We start from the raw sequence: 17823 nt of genomic DNA on the forward strand, positions 1-17823 counted from the left end.
ATGTACGACGGTTTTTACAATCTTACGCAAAAGCCCTTCCAGCTTAGCGCCGATCCGGATTTTTTCTTTCAAAGTTCTGTGCATAAAAGGGCTTTGGCTTACATGCATTACGGCTTAACGCAGGGCGAAGGCTTTGTGTTGGTCATCGGTTCTCCCGGTACCGGTAAGACCATGCTGGTAAAAAGTTTGATCAAAAATTTGAATAAAGACAAATTGTTGATCGGTGTGATGATGACCTCACAGGTCGGTCCTGAAGATACGTTGAGAATGGCGGCATCGACTTTCGGTTTTACCTTTTCTTTAACGGACAAAGCCAGTTTACTTTCGGGTTTTGAGAAATTTATTGTCGAGAAAGCAAGAGAGGGGCGGCGATTGCTATTGATCGTCGACGAAGCGCAAAACTTGCCGAAGCAGTCGCTGGAAGAGCTTCGAATGTTGACTAACTTAGATGTAAACGGCAACCCCGTATTCCAAGTTTTCCTGGTTGGTCAAACCGAACTGAAGCGGACGATTTATGCTGCCGATATGGAGCAATTAAAGCAACGTATCGTGTCTACATTTCAGCTCGATCCCCTGGATTTGGAGGAAACCAAGGAATATATACTGTTTCGTCTGCAGACGGCCGGTTGGGGCGGAACGCCGGAATTCGGGCCGGGCGTTTTCGATGTGATTCATGAGTTTACCGGCGGCATTCCACGGAGGATTAACTCGCTGTGCGATCGGTTATTGCTGTTCGGTTATTTGGAAGAGCTGGCGCTATTGAACGAAGAAGCCGTTAGAAAAGTGATCGTTGAGGTCAAAGAAGAAATGCTACTGGAGTCGGGCGACGAAGACACTCGCACACAGACCTTGGTTGCCGGCCGCATTTCGAACGACGATGCTAGTTTTGAGCAAAGATTGGACAGATTGGAAGCCATCGTGGATAACCTGAGAAACAGCGTAAGTAAAGAAAAAGCCTTGCTCAGAAAGGCGATCCTGTTGCAGTTGGATATGGATAGCGTTTACGGCGAAACAACGGATTCCGAATAGGTTTAATAATGTCCAAGACCATAGTCTGTGTCGTCGGCGCGCGGCCGAATTTCATGAAGATGGCGCCAATTATTCGTCAGCTACAACTAGTAAAAGATCGGGTCGTACCTTACCTCGTGCATACCGGGCAGCACTACGATCAAACGATGAAGGACACGTTTTTTCGGCAATTGGGCATACCGGAGCCGGATCGAGATTTGGGTGTCGGTTCCGGTACGCACGCGGTTCAAACCGCTAACGTTATGCTACGTTTCGAGTCGGTTTTGGACGAAGTCAAGCCATTTGCGGTTTTGGTTGTCGGCGATGTCAATTCCACTATTGCATGCGGCCTGGTAGCCGTTAAAAAAAACATTCCTTTGATTCACGTGGAAGCGGGATTGCGGAGCTTTGACCGTGAAATGCCGGAAGAAATAAATCGGGTGTTGACGGATCAAATTTCCGATTTATTGTTTACTACTGAGCGGGCGGCGGAGGCCAATCTAGTCAGAGAAGGAATCGCTCCCGAACGCATCAAATTCAGTGGTAACGTCATGATCGATACTCTGCTTGCTAATTGTAAGCAAGCGGATTCTTTAGACCAAATTCTGCAGCGCTACGATGTCGCATTACCAATCTACGAAAAAAAATATGCGTTGTTAACAATGCATAGGCCGTCGAATGTCGACGATCCCGATACCCTGTCGCGTTTGGTTTCAGTGATTGCAGATATTAGTAATAAAGTGCCGGTAGTGTTCCCTGTGCACCCGCGGACGCAGCAAAAATTAAGCGATGCCGGTTTGTTATCCGAGTTTTCTGGCCGGCAAGTAGCCTTACTTCCGCCAGTGGGATATCTGGAGATTTTGGGATTAATGCAGTCCGCGCAACTGGTTTTGACTGATTCGGGCGGGTTGCAGGAAGAAACTACCGCTCTGGGTGTGCCGTGCGTTACGTTACGGGAGAATACCGAGCGCCCCATAACCGTAACGGAAGGTACCAATACTATCGTGGGAAGCGACCCTGAGAAAATTATGGCGTGTGTCGACGACATTATGGTTACCGGCGGTAAAACCGGCCGAGTCCCTGAATACTGGGATGGTCGGGCAGCAGTCAGAATAGTCGATGAAATTTTGCGGCATTATTTGCAGGCAGGGTGACGAATCGATGAATGTAACGATAAAACCAATCAATGCAATGACAGTGGACGTCGAAGATTATTTTCAGGTTTCTGCATTCGAGCAACATATAACGCGTGACCGCTGGGATAAGCTGCCGCATCGGGTCGAGCAAAATACTGGCCGAATTCTGGATTTATTCCAGCAACGGCAAGTAAAAGCCACTTTTTTTACTTTGGGTTGGGTCGGCGAACGTTATCCTGGCTTAGTGCGTAGAATCGTTGCCGAAGGGCATGAGCTTGCGTCCCATGGTTACCAGCACACAAGGGTTACCGAACAGACGCCGGACCAGTTTCGAGAAGACCTGCGCCTAAGTAAGCTGATTTTGGAGGATGTCTCGGGACAGAGCGTTATCGGATACCGTGCCGCCAGTTATTCGATCGGTGCCAAGAATTTATGGGCTTTGGAAATTTTGCAGGAGGAGGGATTTTCCTATAGTTCCAGCATCTATCCGGTAAAGCACGATCTGTACGGCATGCCTGATGCGCCGCGTTTCGCTTACCGGCCGACTAACGCTCCCGGTTTGTTGGAAATTCCGATAACGACTTTGAATCTGTTCCGGAGGAATATACCGTGCGGTGGCGGCGGCTTTTTCCGCTTATATCCTTATTCGTTCTCCAAATGGGCGTACCGCTATATTAATAATAAGGAGCAGCAAGCCGGAATTTTCTATTTTCATCCATGGGAAATTGATCCTGAACAACCCAAGCAACAGGGTTTGTCTTTCAAGACCCGCTTCAGGCATTATCTGAATCTCAGCAAAATGCACGACAGGTTGGATAACCTGATAACCGATTTTGCCTGGGATACAATGCGCAATGTCTTTCTAAACAAAACAGACTGTCATCATTAACCATGATCAAATTGCTAGAGCCTGCCCAAGCAGAGCGTTGGGATAACTATGTCATGGCGGCGGCCGACGGTAGTTTTTTTCATTTGGCGGCTTGGCAACAAGTAATAAAACGGGCGTTCGGGCATCCGACTTATTACTATTATTTCGAGCAGGATGGTCAAATTACCGGGGTTTTGCCATTAACACATGTTAAAAGCCTGTTGTTCGGAAATTCGTTGGTATCCAACGCATTTTGTGTCTACGGCGGCATTCTTGCCAGCGACGATCAGTCTTTTAAGGCTTTGCAATCGCAGGCCCAGCAACTAGCCAGGGATTTAGGCGTCGATTGTTTAGAGATGCGAAACCGCCATCAGGCGCATCCCGAATGGCCACATAAAGAACTTTACGTCACATTCAGAAAAGAACTCGATACCGATGTTGAAAAGAATTTGAACGCGATCCCGCGTAAACAACGGGCAATGGTACGAGCCGGTATCAAAGCAGGTTTGGTTAGCGTAATAGATGATAACGTGGATAGGTTATACGCGGCCTATTCGGAGAGCGTTCGAAATTTAGGCACGCCTGTTTTTCCAAAAAATTACTTTCGGATATTAAAAGAAGTTTTTGGTAAAAGTTGTGAAGTGCTGAGCGTGGAACACGAAGGGCGCTTAATTGCTAGCGTCATGAGTTTTTATTTCAAGGACGAGGTTTTGCCGTACTACGGAGGCGGTGTCGACGCCGCCCGCGATTTGAAAGGCAACGATTTCATGTATTGGGAAGTTATGCGTCGGGCTGTCGAAAAAGGCTGCAAAGTCTTCGATTATGGCCGAAGCAAAATCGGTACCGGATCGTATCGGTTTAAAAAACACTGGGGATTCGAGCCGGAGCCACTATTCTATGAAATCGATTTGGTGGCTGCAAAACAAATTCCGGAAATCAATCCTTTGAATCCTAAATACCAACTGTTTATAGCAGCCTGGAAAAAACTACCGCTGCCAGTGAGTCAATGGCTCGGACCTTGGTTAGCCAAAGATTTGGGTTAAGCATGAAGCCCAAATTGCTCTATTTGGTTCACCGGATTCCCTATCCGCCCAACAAGGGCGATAAGATTCGTTCGTACCATTTTCTAAGGGCTTTGGCAGTCGAATACGAAATTTTTCTGGCTACCTTCATCGACGACCCCGATGATCGCCAGCACGTCGACACTTTGGCCGGTCTTTGTAATCAGGTCTGTTGTATCAATCTGGAGCCGCGTCTGGCAAAAGTCCAGAGCTTAGTCGGGTTGCTGACCAATGAAGCCTTGAGCTTGCCGTATTACCGTAGTGCCAGACTGCAAACTTGGGTGGACGATACTATCCGTGAACAATCGATAGATCGGGCGCTGATTTTTTCATCGCCAATGGCGCAGTACGTTGCGGGATACCCTTCGCTGAAAGTTGTCGCCGATTTTGTCGATGTCGATTCCGACAAGTGGCGCCAATATGCCTTGAGTAAGACATGGCCGGCTAGCTGGATTTATCGGCGGGAAGCCGAAAAATTGCTGCGATTCGAGCGGAGAACTGCCGCTCGCGCGAAAGCCACTTTATTCGTTTCCAAGCAGGAAGCCGATCTATTCAAATCTCTGGCACCGGAGTCCGCCGAAAAAATTACATTTGTCAATAACGGAGTCGACACGGAGCGCTTCGACCCTACACTCGATTACCAGCGTCCATTCTCTTCGGATAAGAAATCCATTGTCTTTACCGGAGCGATGGATTATTGGGCCAACGTCGATGCAGTGAAGTGGTTTGCTGAATTGGTTTTACCCTTGATTACGGCGAAATGTCCGGAAGTACGCTTTTATATAGTTGGGTCCAAACCGGCGCGAGAAGTGCTGCAACTAGCGGAGAACGACCCTGCGGTGGTTGTTACCGGCCGCGTAGACGATGTCCGCCCTTATTTGGCTTATGCCGATTTGATTGTGGCTCCATTACGGATTGCCAGAGGCATTCAAAATAAGGTTTTAGAGGCGCTGGCAATGAACAAGCCTGTCGTCGCATCCTCAGCAGCAATGGAAGGTATTCCGCCGGAGCAGGATTTGCATTTGGCGATAGCGGATACTCCTGACGATTATGCTAAGCATGTTTTAGCGCTTTTAGAAAACCAAACCGGTTGCAGCGAGGCTAACCGTCGCTACGTGCGGAATTGTTTTGGCTGGGTGGAAAGTGGCCGCCGGTTGCTGCAAATTCTAGCTGGGACGTAAGCGTATGGCCGACGCGAAGCCTCCTTTGATTGTTCATATAATTTACCGATTGGGTGTCGGCGGCCTTGAAAACGGTTTGGTTAATCTGATTAACAAGTTGCCAGAAAACGCCTATCGCCACGCTATTATTTGTTTGACTGAAAGTACCGATTTCAGCCAACGCATCGGCAGGAACGATGTCGATATCTTTCAACTGCACAAACAGCCCGGCCAAGACTGGCGGTCTTTCTATGCCGTTTATCGGTTGTTGAAACAATTACGTCCGGCGATTGTGCATACTCGCAATTTAGCGGCGATCGAGTACCAGATTTGCGCCTTGTTAGCGGGCGTCGGTTATCGCATTCATGGCGAGCACGGATGGGATGTGTTCGACCCCGATGGCAGCAAAATTAAGTATCAGTGGTTACGCAGAATCATCGGGACGATTATCCATCGTTTTATTCCATTGTCCCGACACTTGCAGGATTACTTACGGGATAGGGTAGGGATTCCTGCGCATAAGATTACCCGCATTTGTAATGGCGTCGACACATCGGTGTTTTATTCTGCTGGCGGCGAGAGAATAATTCCCGATGGTTGCGGTTTGGCATTGAGAGACAAGGTCGTTATAGGTACCGTGGGCCGGATGCATGGGGTCAAAGACCAAATTACCTTGGTTCGCGCCTTCATAAGAAGTTGTCAGCAGTCGCTTGAATTCGCCGCTTGTTGCCGCTTGTTTCTGATCGGCGATGGTCCGTTAAGGGCTGAGGCTATGGATTTGTTGGCTGCCGCAAATTTGGCGGATAGCGTTTGGGTGCCGGGGGAGAGAGGTGACATTCCGGCTATACTGCGTGCCATGGATATTTTTGTATTGCCGTCGGCGGCCGAGGGCATCTCCAATACGATTCTGGAAGCCATGGCCAGCGGTTTGCCGGTTATTGCCACCGATGTCGGCGGTAATCCGGAACTTGTGGCGGATGGCGAGACAGGGCGGTTGGTTCCGGCGCGGGATGTCGCGAGCTTGTCTTCGATTCTGAATGAGTTGGCGTTAGACGAACAGCGTCGCCGTCGCTTCGGAGAGGCTGCGTTAAAACGGATTCTGGCGGAGTTTTCTATCGACAGTATGGTGGCTCGCTACCAGCATGTGTATGACGGACAATAATTTGGGGCGGAGAGATTTTATATGTGCGGCATAGTGGGTATTTTCGATATTCGGGGATTGAGCGAAATAGACCGTAGTCTGCTGTCGCGCATGAACGAATCTCAGTTTCATCGCGGGCCCGATGAGGGGGGGCTACATACCGAGCCAGGTTTGGGCTTTGGCCACCGCCGGTTATCGATCATCGATCTATCCAGCGGCCAGCAACCGATGCACAGCCAGGACGGGAACGTCGTCTTGACCTATAACGGCGAAGTCTACAATTTTCCGGAATTGCGATTGGAGCTTGAAGCGTTGGGGTATGGCTTTAGAACGCATTGCGATACCGAAGTGATTTTGTATGCTTGGCAGGCCTGGGGGGAGTCTTGTGTCGAACGTTTGCGCGGCATGTTTGCTTTCGCCATTTGGGACAGAGCTAAGCAAACCTTGTTCCTGGCGCGTGATCGCCTTGGCGTCAAGCCCCTGTTTTATGCGGAATTACCGAATGGGCATTTTATATTCGGTTCGGAATTAAAGGCGTTAACCCAGCACCCATTGTTGCCGAAAGATCCCGATCCAACAGCGATAGAGGACTATTTCAGTTTTGGCTATATCCCAGATCCGAAAACCATCTACCGTAGCGTCTACAAATTGGAGCCTGGTTACTGCTTGGCGATTAAGCGGGGTGATGCAAATTTTCGCCCGAAACAATATTGGGACGTGACGTTTAAACCCATTACTTCGGCTCATGCCACCGATGTCGGCGAGGAATTAATCTCCCGCTTACGAGAAGCGGTAAAAATTAGGATGGTTGCGGATGTGCCGCTAGGTGCGTTTTTATCCGGTGGCGTTGATTCCAGCGGCGTGGTGGCGTTGATGGCCGGATTGTCGGCTGATCCGGTGAATACCTGCTCAATTTCGTTTGGTGATCCAAAGTTTAATGAGTCGGAGTTCGCTGCCAGAGTGGCCGAGCGCTACCATACTTCCCATCGCGTAGAGCAGGTTGATCCGGATGATTTCAGTTTGATTGATCGGCTTTCCGGTTTGTATGACGAACCTTATGCCGACAGTTCGGCTTTGCCGACTTATCGCGTGTGCGAATTAGCCAAAAAACAGGTCACCGTCGTGTTGTCTGGCGACGGGGGCGACGAGAATCTTGCCGGGTATCGTCGCTACCGTTGGCACACCTACGAAGAACGCATGCGCTCGATATTGCCGGATGCCCTACGCGTGCCGTTGTTTTCCACTCTTGGCAAGGTGTACCCGAAACTGGATTGGGCACCGAAGATATTGCGCGCCAAGACGACGTTGGAATCTATCGGTCGTGATTCGATGGCGGGTTATTTTCATAGCGTCTCGGTGTTGCCGAATGCGATGCGTGCCGAATTGTTCAGTGAACGGTTGAAGCGCGATTTACAAGGTTATCAGGCGGTTGAAGTCTTTCATCGTTACCGTGAGACTGCTCCGGACGATCCATTGTCGATGGTTCAATATCTCGATCTAAAAACCTATTTGGTTGGGGATATTCTGACCAAAGTCGACAGAGCCAGTATGGCGCATGCTCTGGAAGTACGAGTGCCGCTGTTGGATCATAAATTAGTGGAATGGATGGCTACTTTGCCGCCGGATTTGAAGTTAAAAGGACGGGAAGGCAAATACATTTTCAAGAAAGCATTGGAACCCTATCTGCCCTATGATGTTCTGTATAGGCCGAAAATGGGATTTTCGGTGCCGCTATCCGCTTGGTTCAGAGGTCCTTTAAAACAGCGTGTGCAGGATACCTTGCTGGGCGAAACGCTACAGAACACCGGCTGGTTTGACCGCAATTACTTGCAACATATTGTCAGCCAACATCAGTCGGGTCTGCGCGATTATAGCTCTGCAATCTGGTCGTTATTGATGTTTGAAGCATTTGCCAGGAACAAGTTGGCTTAGTCTTAGTTCAATATCCCTTGTACAACTGTGCAATAGACAGAGGATAAGCGTTTTGCTAAAGTGTGATGTAATTCAAAGTTAGATCGAGGGTGAGCAGAAATGAGCGATGCAAATAACACATTGCCCGAGCATAGCGAGCAATCAACGGAAAATGTGGCAGTAGATAAATCGCGGCGCACATTTGCAAAAGCCGGTGTTGTGGCTCCGGTAATCATGACTTTAGCCAATCGTTCAGCATGGGGCGGAGGCAAAAGAAGTTGTGGCACTATTTCCGGCTTTCAATCCTATGCCAAAGCCGGGAATGTTGATCCGTCCGGGACAGGAACTTATGTGCCTCCAAAGCCCAATCCTCCAAGCCACTATTGCGGACCGGGTACAGCAGGAAATTGGCCAGTTTCTAAGCCGATAAAATGTAGACCTTTTACTAAGTACCACGAGAACAATACCGGGCTAGAAGGGGGATACTGTCTCCGCGATAGGGCTGTAAGTGATGCTGTTCCGGCCAAATCAAGCTCCAGAAAAGGGAAATGGAAGACGAGAGACTATTGGGTGACAACTGAAGGTGAATCCACTGAATATGAATATAATAAAGTAGCTCAATACAAACACTCCGCCGTAAGGCAATTGGAAAATGCTACGACCTTTATCACGCTGGAATACGCTCGGAACAACGGTGTGCCAGACGACAGAAGTTTGCATGACTGTATCAAGGAGTTGAATGCTGGATCGTATACAAGGGATAATTGTTTCGCTTGGTTGTTCGTAAATGCTTGCGATGACAAGAATTTTATCGGAACAACTCCAGCGGACGTCAGAAGATGTTATTCGGATTATGATGAAGAAACGGTTATTCAATTTTGCAAGCATCTTATCAGTAACTGTTAATGTGTTTTGCTGGAGCTAAATTTTAGCTCTGTAGTTAGTTATCATGCGGTGGCGTAGTTTAGGAAAGGCTATATCTCAAGATTTCGATGACGGATTGTTGGTTTATCACGAAAGCTCAGGCGAGACCCACCTTCTTGTCGGCATCTCAAAGCAATTTCTTGACTATTGCTGTTCGGGAACTATATTCGGTTTGGACGATTTGGCTGGTTGGGCCAGACGTGAAGATAACAATGGGAACAGCTATGATCCGTTGCCAAATGATTTAATACTGGCTTTAAAAAAATTATCCAATATTAACCTTATCGAACCTGTCTGTTGCGAGTACGAGAGCTAAATTCATCAGCTGTTTACCAAGCCATATCCGGGAATGGCTTGAACCTTCAACTTGGTTGTTTCGTATTTTCAATTAATTCAAGAATTAAGCCTCTAGCGGCCTCCATATCTTCTCTTTATGGAGACTATGAGTTATCGGACGGCGCATTCATTGATTTCCACATCGACTTAAACGTCGTTAATGATTTAAACGCCATTCTATTTCGAAAGAAAGCCGTTTTTCTGGCAGATGGCTTCGCCCCGTTCGATCCTCTCCCTCATCAGCATGCTCCGGCTTTATTTGAATGGGGAATGAACTGGTGCGTATCCAGCCAGATAAATACCTTTTTAATCATTCATGCTGCCGTAGTCGAAAAAAATGGTTACGCAGCGGTCATGCCGGCGCCGCCAGGTTCCGGCAAAAGTACGTTGACGGCCAGTCTGATTCAGGAAGGTTGGAGATTGCTATCCGACGAACTGGCCTTGCTCGACCTTCAGACCGGCTACGTTACGCCTTTTCCCCGGCCAGTCAGTTTAAAAAATGCATCTATTGATCTGATTCGACATCGCTATCCTGATGTAGTATTCGGTCCATTAAGTTCGGATACCGTAAAAGGCAGTGTTTGTCATATTAAACCGCCTTCTGCCAGCGTCGAAATGCAGCATCAAGCCTGTCCAATTGGCTGGGTGGTGTTTCCCAAGTACGAGCCGGGGATAGAGGCCGAACTCTCAAATATCGGTAAAGCCTCGACCGTTATGGCGTTGGCGGATAATTCATTCAACTATAACTTGTTGGCTAAGGCCGGTTTCAACATACTGACGCAGATTGTCGAACGAGCTGATTGTTACCGATACCGCTACAGTTTGCTGGATCAAGCAATAGCGGCGTTCGATAGTTTGGCCAATTCAAAGCGATGATCGAGCTTCCCCTTATTGTAAATGTCTTGACCGGTGAAGTATCGGCGGCCAAATTGACGTTAAAGCAATGGGAATTGTTGATCCGCCAAGCTCAAGCTTCGATGCTCGCGGGTACCTTGTGTTATCGCTTGGATGGAACTTCGATTCCGAGTCAGGCGTTGCGCCATTTTCAATCGGCACGCATTCATTCCGATAAGCAATTCAACGATTTGCTTTGGGAAATACGGCAGCTTAAGCAGGTTGCCGCAGAGTTGGGATTGCCATTGATTTTGCTCAAGGGCGCTGCCTACGTCGCTTCCGATTACGCGGCAGCAAAAGGCCGTTTTTTTTCGGATATTGACTTGTTGGTGCAGAAGCAACATATTCCAGAAACTGAAAAAAAATTAATGGCTCATGGTTGGGTAAGTAGTTTGCAGAATACTTACGATCAGTACTACTATCGGAAATGGATGCACGAAATACCGCCGTTGCGGCATGTTTTTCGCGGCAGCGTTATTGATTTGCACCATAATATTTTGCCGCTCACGTCTAAGGTTTGTCCGAATGCTGATTTACTCATCGAAGCGGCGGTTAGCGTGGGAGACAGTCCGCTAATTCGAGTATTGCAATTGCAGGACATGATTATTCACAGTGCGGCCCATCTTTTTTACGATGGTGAGCTGAATCATGGTCTGCGGGATTTAGTGGATCTAGACAGTCTGCTCGGAAACAGTTCCGAAGATGTTGCTATGCTTGTAGTCGAGCGGGCCTATGAATTAGGACTGCAGCGCAGCATTTTTTATGCATTCAGATATCTAAATATGATCCTACGTACTCCAATTTCAGCCGGTGCACTGGAGCGAACTAGGCAAGCTGCCCCTAGCGGTTACGGCTTGCGGCTAATGGATTTTTTGTTTTTAAGGGCGCTTATGCCTGAGCATTCCAGTTGCGGCGATCGCTGGAGCGGAGTGGCCAGATGGCTGTTATACGTTCGTTCCCATTGGCTAAAAATGCCTTGGTATTTGTTGCTTCCGCATTTGTCAATAAAGGCTTGGCTCAGGCTGTTGGGCAAAGAAAAGCATTAGTTTGCTTGCGATCTTGGTTGTTTGCAAATGGCTCCTAATAATAAAAATAAATCATGAAGATATTGCATATATTGGATCACTCCATTCCATTACACAGTGGTTATACCTTTCGGACTCGGGCTATTTTGGAGCAGCAGCGCAAACTGGGTTGGGACACTTACCATATCACTTCCGCCAAACATCTGGGTGCTACCGCGGAATTGGAAGACGTTGACGGTTTGACTTTTTTCCGTTCGGCTTCACCCAGTGGATGGTTGGCGACATTGCCGATAATCAACCAGTGGGGGATTGTTGAAACGCTGTACCGGCGTCTGGATCAAATAATCCCGCAAATCAAACCGGATATTTTGCATGCCCACTCGCCGGCGTTGAATGGCCTGGCGGCTCTGAGAGCGGCAAAAAAATATCGGTTACCATTAGTCTACGAATGCAGAGCGTTTTGGGAAGATGCCGCGGTAGACCACGGCACCACGCATGAAGGCAGTCTCCGTTATCGCTTGACCCAGTATCTGGAAACCTATGTATTCAACCGTGCGGACGCGGTGACCACTATTTGCGAGGGGTTGCGTAGCGATATTGTTAAGCGCGAGATCGACGCGGATAAAATTACCGTCATCCCTAACGCCGTAGATATCGAGAAGTTCAGTTACGGCGAACCCGCAGACCCAGAGTTGTTGCAAAACTTGGGATTAAGCGGTAACACCGTTTTGGGTTTTATCGGTTCTTTTTACGCCTATGAGGGCTTGCTGTTACTGCTGGACGCGTTGCCGGCTATTGCCAAGCAACAACCGAATGTTCGTTTGCTGTTGGTGGGGGGGGGGCCTCAACAACAGCAAATTGCCGAAAAAATTGCGGCGCTCGGTATACAACAATGGGTCGTGATGCCAGGGCGCGTTCCGCATGATCAGGTGCAGAGCTATTACAACTTGGTGGATATCTTTATTTACCCGCGATTATCGATGCGGTTAACCGATCTGGTTACTCCGCTTAAGCCTTTGGAGGCGATGGCCCAAGGTCGTTTAGTGATTGCATCTGACGTTGGAGGTCATAAAGAGCTGATTCGAGATCACCAGACTGGATACTTGTTTAGATCTGGCGATAAATCGGATCTTGCCCAAACTGTAATTAACGTAATGGAACTTGCCGATATTGATGGGATATGTCGGGATGCCAGAAGGTTTGTCGAGGAAGAGCGCAGTTGGATTAAGAGTGTGGCGCATTACTCTGACGTATATAGCAAGGTCCGGGCGGGGACGTGATTGGGCTGAGCCATGTCTGATTATATAAAATTCTGGCACTATCTTAAAAAGGCCAAATTAGATAGCTTCACAGAAGCAGTTAATCTCTATTCACAATCCCTATTTAACCGATAACGTATATGCATATTGGATTGATTGGACCGCTGCCTCCACCTTTTGGAGGGATGGCAAATCAAACTAAGCAATTGAATGAGTTGCTAACTTCCGAAGGCTTAAAAGTAACTTTGGTTCGGACGAACGCGGATTATAAATGGCAGTGGGTCACGGATTTAAAAGGGATAAGGGCCTTGGCTCGCTTGGTGCCTTATTCGCTTGAGCTTTGGAGAGTGGCGGGAAATGTAGAATGTATGCATGTCATGGCTAATTCTGGTTGGTCCTGGCAACTCTACGCAGCTCCGGCAATTTGGATCGGCTGGATCAGAAAAGTACCGGTTGTAGTGAACTATCGTGGTGGAGATGCCGAACGTTATTTTAAGTCTTCAATACGTTGGGTTGCGCCCTCGTTGAACAAAGCTGCTGTATTAGTGGTGCCGTCAATGTTTTTATTTCAAGTGTTTGAACTGTTTGGATATAAAACAAAAGTCATCCCAAATATCATAAACTTAGAAAGGTTTAAATTCAAACCTCACTTGATCTCCAATAATAGATCGCTTCGTTTGGTAATTACGCGCAATTTGGAAAAAATATACGGTATTGATACCGCAATTCATGCTGTAGCTATTTTAAAATCAATATTAATTGATGTGAAACTAGTGATAGCAGGTTCCGGCCCATTGCAGGATGAATTGAAAGGATTGGCGGAAACGTTGGAATTATCCCATAGTGTTGAGTTCGTGGGAAAATTAGAGCCGGAAGAGATCGCTAAACTCTATTATGATGCAGATATAATGTTGAATCCCGCAACTGTAGATAATATGCCAAATTCAGTTCTAGAGGCGTTGGCATGCGGTTTACCTGTGATAACAACTAATGTTGGCGGGATACCTTTTATTGTTAAGGACAATGAAAGTGCGTTAATGGTTGAGCCGAACAACGCCCAAATGCTCGCTGATGCAATACTAAAATTAGTTAATGATTCTGATCTATATAATAAACTGGCCGTTAACGGCTTCGCTGTCGCGAACCAGTATGGCTGGTGCGTAGTTAAGGAGCAATGGCTTGGGTTGTATAAGGAGCTGGTTGATGCAAGCTGAAGGCTACACTTGGCTGTGTTCGAACATTATTTTTCCTGTTCATGAAGCCTTTAAAAGACACGATACCGTTATATTAAGAAAAAACATGGAGGTTAGCCAGTGGCTACCGGTTGATCAAATTCAGGCTAGACAGCTAGAAAGGCTGCGTCAATTTTTGAATGATGTCAATATTAACGTTCCTTATTATCGTCGTTTATTCGAACGATTAAATTTCGATGTTGCTAATTTCAACAGTACAGACCAGTTAACGCAATTACCCCTATTGACCAAGTCGGATATAAGAACTCATTTAGATGAACTTAAGGCAGACGATGCGACTGGTTTGGCAAGGTTCAACACCGGCGGCTCAAGCGGAGAGCCGCTGATTTTTTACATCGGCAGGCGTCGCGTCAGCCACGATGTGGCGGCCAAGTGGCGGGCGACTCGCTGGTGGGGCGTCGATATCGGCGATCCGGAGGCGGTGATTTGGGGCTCCCCGATAGAGTTGGGCGCGCAAGACAAAGTCCGCCTGTTACGCGATAAGTTGTTGCGGACGCATTTGATCCCGGCGTTCGAAATGTCCGCGGAAAAAGTCGACGGTTTTATCCGCCAGTTACAGCAGATCAGGCCCAAAATGTTGTTCGGTTATCCCTCGGCTTTGGCACATATTGCCAGTCGCGCGCAACAAACCGGGGTTAGGTTGGACGATTTGGGTGTCAAAGTCGCGTTCGTTACCTCGGAACGCTTGTACGATCATCAGCGCGAAAAAATAGAAAGCGTATTCGCATGTCCGGTTGCAAACGGTTATGGTGGAAGAGATGCCGGTTTTATTGCTCACCAATGCCCGCACGGCGGCATGCACATCACGGCGGAAGACATTATCGTCGAAATCGTGGACAAGGATGGTAAGCCTCTGCCCAATGGAGAGCTGGGTGAAATCGTCGTTACCCATTTAGCAACCCGCGACTTTCCATTCATTCGCTACCGTACCGGAGACATGGGAATTTTGTCGGAAAAGATTTGCGGATGTGGGCGCGGTTTACCGTTGTTGGAAGAGATCCAGGGGCGGACCACAGACTTCGTGGTTGCGCTAGACGGCACAGTGCTACACGGTTTGGCTCTGATTTATGTATTGCGCGATTTGGAAGGCGTCGAGGCTTTTAAAATTACTCAAGAAAGTTTGGAAAAAACGACGGTTCATATCGTTAAATCGGCCAGCTACCGAGAAGATGCCGAACAAAAAATAGTCGCCGAATTTAAAAAACGCCTCGGCCAGACGGTAACGATAAATGTCGAATACACCGATTACATTCCCAAAGAGCGTTCCGGCAAATTTCGGTATGTGATCAGCCATGTAAAACCATAATTTTCAACGGCAACTATGACAAAATTTGCGGGATGGATGGGTGCGGCTTCCAATACGGGAGCGGCGGCGGCAACACTCGGCCAAATGGCGCGAGACATTCGGGGGGCTCCCTTTACGGAGTCCGCTTGGGCTTTGCTGACCGACTCGGCGAATTGCCGGCGAAGCGGCGGCGTATTATTGCTCGTTTTACAAACAGCTTATCCTGCCGACGGCTTAGCGTTATTGCTGGATGCCTATCTAAGCCAAGGTATCGATGGTTTGCTAAAACGGCCGGATGTCGTCAACCTATTGCTGATAGATGAACGCCAACAAAAAGCGTTTTTGGTCACTGATCCGATTGGGCTGAGCCATATTTACTTCGCGGAAACTAAAGATAGGCTGGTGTTTGGATCGAGCGCTGATTTCGTTGTGCGCCATCCTGATGTTAGCAATACCATATTGCCGCAGTCGGTTTTCGACTATGTCTATTTCAACCATTGTCCCAGCCCGAATACGATCTATCGGCAGGTAAAAAAATTAGAGGGCGGACAGTGTCTGCGCTACCACAATGGTCAAATCGGAATCGAACGCTACTGGCAACCGGAGTTTTCCGAAAGCGATTGCGACTTACGCCAAGCCGGGCTGGAACTACAACAATCTTTGATCGAAGCCGTCAAACAGCGGGTCGGTGCCGAAGAAAATACCGGTGCCTTTCTGAGCGGCGGGTTGGATAGTTCCAGCGTCGCCGGAGCGTTAGCTCGAGTATTCCCGGGGCAGGCCAAGACGTTTTCGATGGGCTTTCAAGTCGCCGGATACGATGAAATCGAATACGCCAACATTGCCGTTGCCGCGTATAACACCCGTTCGCATACTTATTACGTTACTCCGGAAGATACCGTTGGTGCCGTGCCGGCAATTGCCGCCTACTATGACGAGCCGTTCGGTAACTCGTCCGCGCTCGCAGCTTACTACTGCGCGAAGTTGGCAAAGGAAAGCGGCGTTAATCGGTTATTGGCCGGCGACGGCGGCGACGAAATTTTTGCCGGCAACGAGCGCTACGCTAAACAGATGTTGTTCGAGGCTTACCATCGGCTGCCGAAATTCATGGCAAGCGGTTTGGAAGGCGTTTTGGGTTGCTTGCCCGATGCGGTTGCTAAACAAAAAATTCCTTTCAAAATAAAAAGGTATGTCGAACAGGCCAATGCGGCGATGCCTGATCGTTTGCAAGATTACAATTTTTTGCACCGGCATGCCGCTACCGATATTTTTCAGGCCGATTTTCTGGCTCAAGTCGATCCTAAGGCGCCATTATCGTCCCTACGGGAAAATTATTGGCGGCCGGCAAACGCCAGCACTTTGAACCGCATGTTGTACATGGATTGGAAAACCACCTTGCACGACAACGATCTAGTGAAGGTCAACCGTATGTGCGAAATGGCAGGTATAGAAGTCTGTTATCCGCTGCTCGACCAACGCATAATCGACTTATCTTGCCGAGTTCCGTCGCCAGACAAGTTGCGCGGCCAGAAACTACGCTGGTTTTATAAACAAGCGATGGCCGATTTTCTGCCGGAACCCATTATCAATAAATCCAAACACGGTTTCGGTTTGCCGTTCGGCATTTGGCTGAAAGACCATGAGCCTTTGAAACAAATGGCATATCAAGCCGTTCGCGATCTTGGAAAACGGGAATTTTTTCAGCCGGATTTTCTGGAGCACGCGATCAAGATGCATCAAACTGTTCACGCCGCTTACTACGGGGAGCTGATTTGGATACTGATGATGCTGGAATTCTGGTTTGTCGGTAAAGGCTATTGAATGGCTGCTCGGGTAAGTGACAAAAAACGTCAGTTTTAGCCAAAAATGCAGGTTGTCTTTTAGACGTAACGAGTCAGGTCAAGGGGAAGGTGCCGGGCAATCCCCCGAGCCGCGGCAAATCTACAGTGCTAAACACATTGGCACGCAAATTGTATTACACCTACCGAGTTTAAACCCCGTTAACTTTGAAGGAATTTTTTATGAATATACAATTACAAAAATCACAACAAGGTTTTACCTTGATCGAGTTAATGATCGTAGTCGCGATCATTGGTATCCTGGCTGCAATCGCGATTCCGGCGTATCAAGACTATACGGTCAAATCCAAAGTATCCGAAGGTCCAAGTTTGGCATCCCCTGCTTTGACGGCGGGTGGTGTGGCTTGTAGCGAACAAGTTTTAGGTCCGACTGGCGGTGCAACTAACGCAACGTTTGGTCTTAACCCTGCGGCAAGTATTTCCGGTAAGTACGTTAAATCTGTAACTATTACCTCCACTAGTACGAGTTCAGCAAGGGTGACTATTGCCTATAAAACTATAGGTACATCTGTTGATGCTGACCAAACTGTAGAGTATAGAGGTACTTGCACACCGGGTAGTGGTATGCAGTGGGCGACTGGAACCCCGTCGAACAATCCGACGTCATTTTTCGGTAGCGTTGCTCCCAAATATCAGCCTAAATCGTAAATACTTATTAAGCTGTTGAGTTGTAGAAAGGGGGCTAAATGCCCCCTTTTTTACGTGG

At 48.1% G+C, this 17823-nt stretch carries 15 protein-coding genes; all 15 read left to right on the forward strand.

The genetic code is table 11. The annotated features are described in order from the left end of the window. The 15 genes from MKFW12EY_RS06960 to MKFW12EY_RS07030 all read left to right on the forward strand — a co-directional run bounded on the left by MKFW12EY_RS06960 (position 1) and on the right by MKFW12EY_RS07030 (position 17765). Complete coding sequence (locus MKFW12EY_RS06960; protein ID WP_054760438.1) at positions 1–1029, forward strand: XrtA/PEP-CTERM system-associated ATPase; 1029 nt, start codon at positions 1–3, stop codon at positions 1027–1029. An 8-nt stretch (positions 1030–1037) separates the two neighbouring features. Further along, positions 1038–2162: a non-hydrolyzing UDP-N-acetylglucosamine 2-epimerase gene (gene wecB, locus MKFW12EY_RS06965; RefSeq protein ID WP_221054241.1), complete on the forward strand. Its 1125-nt coding sequence runs from the start codon at positions 1038–1040 to the stop codon at positions 2160–2162. A 7-nt stretch (positions 2163–2169) separates the two neighbouring features. Further along, the gene (locus tag MKFW12EY_RS06970) at positions 2170–3033 is read left to right on the forward strand and encodes an XrtA system polysaccharide deacetylase (RefSeq protein ID WP_054760436.1); all 864 of its coding nucleotides are present in this window, start codon (positions 2170–2172) and stop codon (positions 3031–3033) included. 2 nt (positions 3034–3035) lie between these two features. Continuing rightward, on the forward strand, positions 3036–4055 hold the full coding sequence (locus tag MKFW12EY_RS06975; protein ID WP_221054242.1) for a FemAB family XrtA/PEP-CTERM system-associated protein: 1020 nt from the start codon (positions 3036–3038) through the stop codon (positions 4053–4055). A gap of 2 nt (positions 4056–4057) precedes the next feature. Further along, positions 4058–5254, forward strand: a complete 1197-nt coding sequence (locus MKFW12EY_RS06980) for a TIGR03087 family PEP-CTERM/XrtA system glycosyltransferase (RefSeq protein ID WP_221054243.1) — start codon at positions 4058–4060, stop codon at positions 5252–5254. 4 nt (positions 5255–5258) lie between these two features. Further along, complete coding sequence (locus MKFW12EY_RS06985) at positions 5259–6395, forward strand: TIGR03088 family PEP-CTERM/XrtA system glycosyltransferase (protein ID WP_221054244.1); 1137 nt, start codon at positions 5259–5261, stop codon at positions 6393–6395. Positions 6396–6416: 21 nt separating this feature from the next. Beyond that, the gene (locus MKFW12EY_RS06990; RefSeq protein WP_221054245.1) at positions 6417–8306 is read left to right on the forward strand and encodes an XrtA/PEP-CTERM system amidotransferase; all 1890 of its coding nucleotides are present in this window, start codon (positions 6417–6419) and stop codon (positions 8304–8306) included. Between the two features lie 99 nt (positions 8307–8405). After that, complete coding sequence (locus MKFW12EY_RS06995; protein WP_157199274.1) at positions 8406–9191, forward strand: hypothetical protein; 786 nt, start codon at positions 8406–8408, stop codon at positions 9189–9191. Positions 9192–9563: 372 nt separating this feature from the next. Further along, positions 9564–10421: an HprK-related kinase A gene (locus MKFW12EY_RS07000; RefSeq protein WP_221054246.1), complete on the forward strand. Its 858-nt coding sequence runs from the start codon at positions 9564–9566 to the stop codon at positions 10419–10421. Continuing rightward, a complete protein-coding gene (locus MKFW12EY_RS07005; RefSeq protein WP_221054247.1) occupies positions 10418–11485 on the forward strand; it encodes a nucleotidyltransferase domain-containing protein in 1068 nt (355 codons plus the stop codon). The genes MKFW12EY_RS07000 and MKFW12EY_RS07005 overlap by 4 nt, the downstream gene beginning before the upstream one ends. 53 nt (positions 11486–11538) lie before the next feature. Then, complete coding sequence (locus tag MKFW12EY_RS07010) at positions 11539–12744, forward strand: TIGR04063 family PEP-CTERM/XrtA system glycosyltransferase (RefSeq protein ID WP_221054248.1); 1206 nt, start codon at positions 11539–11541, stop codon at positions 12742–12744. A gap of 119 nt (positions 12745–12863) precedes the next feature. Next, positions 12864–13937: a glycosyltransferase family 4 protein gene (locus tag MKFW12EY_RS07015; protein WP_054760426.1), complete on the forward strand. Its 1074-nt coding sequence runs from the start codon at positions 12864–12866 to the stop codon at positions 13935–13937. After that, a complete protein-coding gene (locus MKFW12EY_RS07020) occupies positions 13927–15282 on the forward strand; it encodes a phenylacetate--CoA ligase family protein (protein WP_054760424.1) in 1356 nt (451 codons plus the stop codon). Before MKFW12EY_RS07015 ends, MKFW12EY_RS07020 begins: the two co-directional genes overlap by 11 nt. A 177-nt stretch (positions 15283–15459) precedes the next feature. Beyond that, positions 15460–17079 (forward strand): asparagine synthetase B family protein, encoded by a 1620-nt coding sequence (locus MKFW12EY_RS07025; protein WP_245006455.1) that lies wholly within the window; start codon positions 15460–15462, stop codon positions 17077–17079. Positions 17080–17279: 200 nt separating this feature from the next. Next, positions 17280–17765: a pilin gene (locus MKFW12EY_RS07030; protein ID WP_082409735.1), complete on the forward strand. Its 486-nt coding sequence runs from the start codon at positions 17280–17282 to the stop codon at positions 17763–17765. Positions 17766–17823: the final 58 nt, after the last annotated feature.

The sequence above is a fragment of the Methylomonas koyamae genome, from assembly GCF_019669905.1.
In the GTDB taxonomy this organism is placed as follows: Bacteria; Pseudomonadota; Gammaproteobacteria; order Methylococcales; family Methylomonadaceae; genus Methylomonas; species Methylomonas koyamae.

Excerpts from the sequence above, each read along its gene's own strand:
- MKFW12EY_RS06960 (WP_054760438.1), top strand. The coding sequence starts at position 1 with ATGTACGACGGTTTTTACAATCTTACGCAAAAGCCCTTCCAGCTTAGC.
- wecB (WP_221054241.1), top strand. The coding sequence starts at position 1,038 with ATGTCCAAGACCATAGTCTGTGTCGTCGGCGCGCGGCCGAATTTCATG.
- MKFW12EY_RS06970 (WP_054760436.1), top strand. The coding sequence starts at position 2,170 with ATGAATGTAACGATAAAACCAATCAATGCAATGACAGTGGACGTCGAA.
- MKFW12EY_RS06975 (WP_221054242.1), top strand. The coding sequence starts at position 3,036 with ATGATCAAATTGCTAGAGCCTGCCCAAGCAGAGCGTTGGGATAACTAT.
- MKFW12EY_RS06980 (WP_221054243.1), top strand. The coding sequence starts at position 4,058 with ATGAAGCCCAAATTGCTCTATTTGGTTCACCGGATTCCCTATCCGCCC.
- MKFW12EY_RS06985 (WP_221054244.1), top strand. The coding sequence starts at position 5,259 with ATGGCCGACGCGAAGCCTCCTTTGATTGTTCATATAATTTACCGATTG.
- MKFW12EY_RS06990 (WP_221054245.1), top strand. The coding sequence starts at position 6,417 with ATGTGCGGCATAGTGGGTATTTTCGATATTCGGGGATTGAGCGAAATA.
- MKFW12EY_RS06995 (WP_157199274.1), top strand. The coding sequence starts at position 8,406 with ATGAGCGATGCAAATAACACATTGCCCGAGCATAGCGAGCAATCAACG.
- MKFW12EY_RS07005 (WP_221054247.1), top strand. The coding sequence starts at position 10,418 with ATGATCGAGCTTCCCCTTATTGTAAATGTCTTGACCGGTGAAGTATCG.
- MKFW12EY_RS07010 (WP_221054248.1), top strand. The coding sequence starts at position 11,539 with ATGAAGATATTGCATATATTGGATCACTCCATTCCATTACACAGTGGT.
- MKFW12EY_RS07015 (WP_054760426.1), top strand. The coding sequence starts at position 12,864 with ATGCATATTGGATTGATTGGACCGCTGCCTCCACCTTTTGGAGGGATG.
- MKFW12EY_RS07020 (WP_054760424.1), top strand. The coding sequence starts at position 13,927 with ATGCAAGCTGAAGGCTACACTTGGCTGTGTTCGAACATTATTTTTCCT.
- MKFW12EY_RS07030 (WP_082409735.1), top strand. The coding sequence starts at position 17,280 with ATGAATATACAATTACAAAAATCACAACAAGGTTTTACCTTGATCGAG.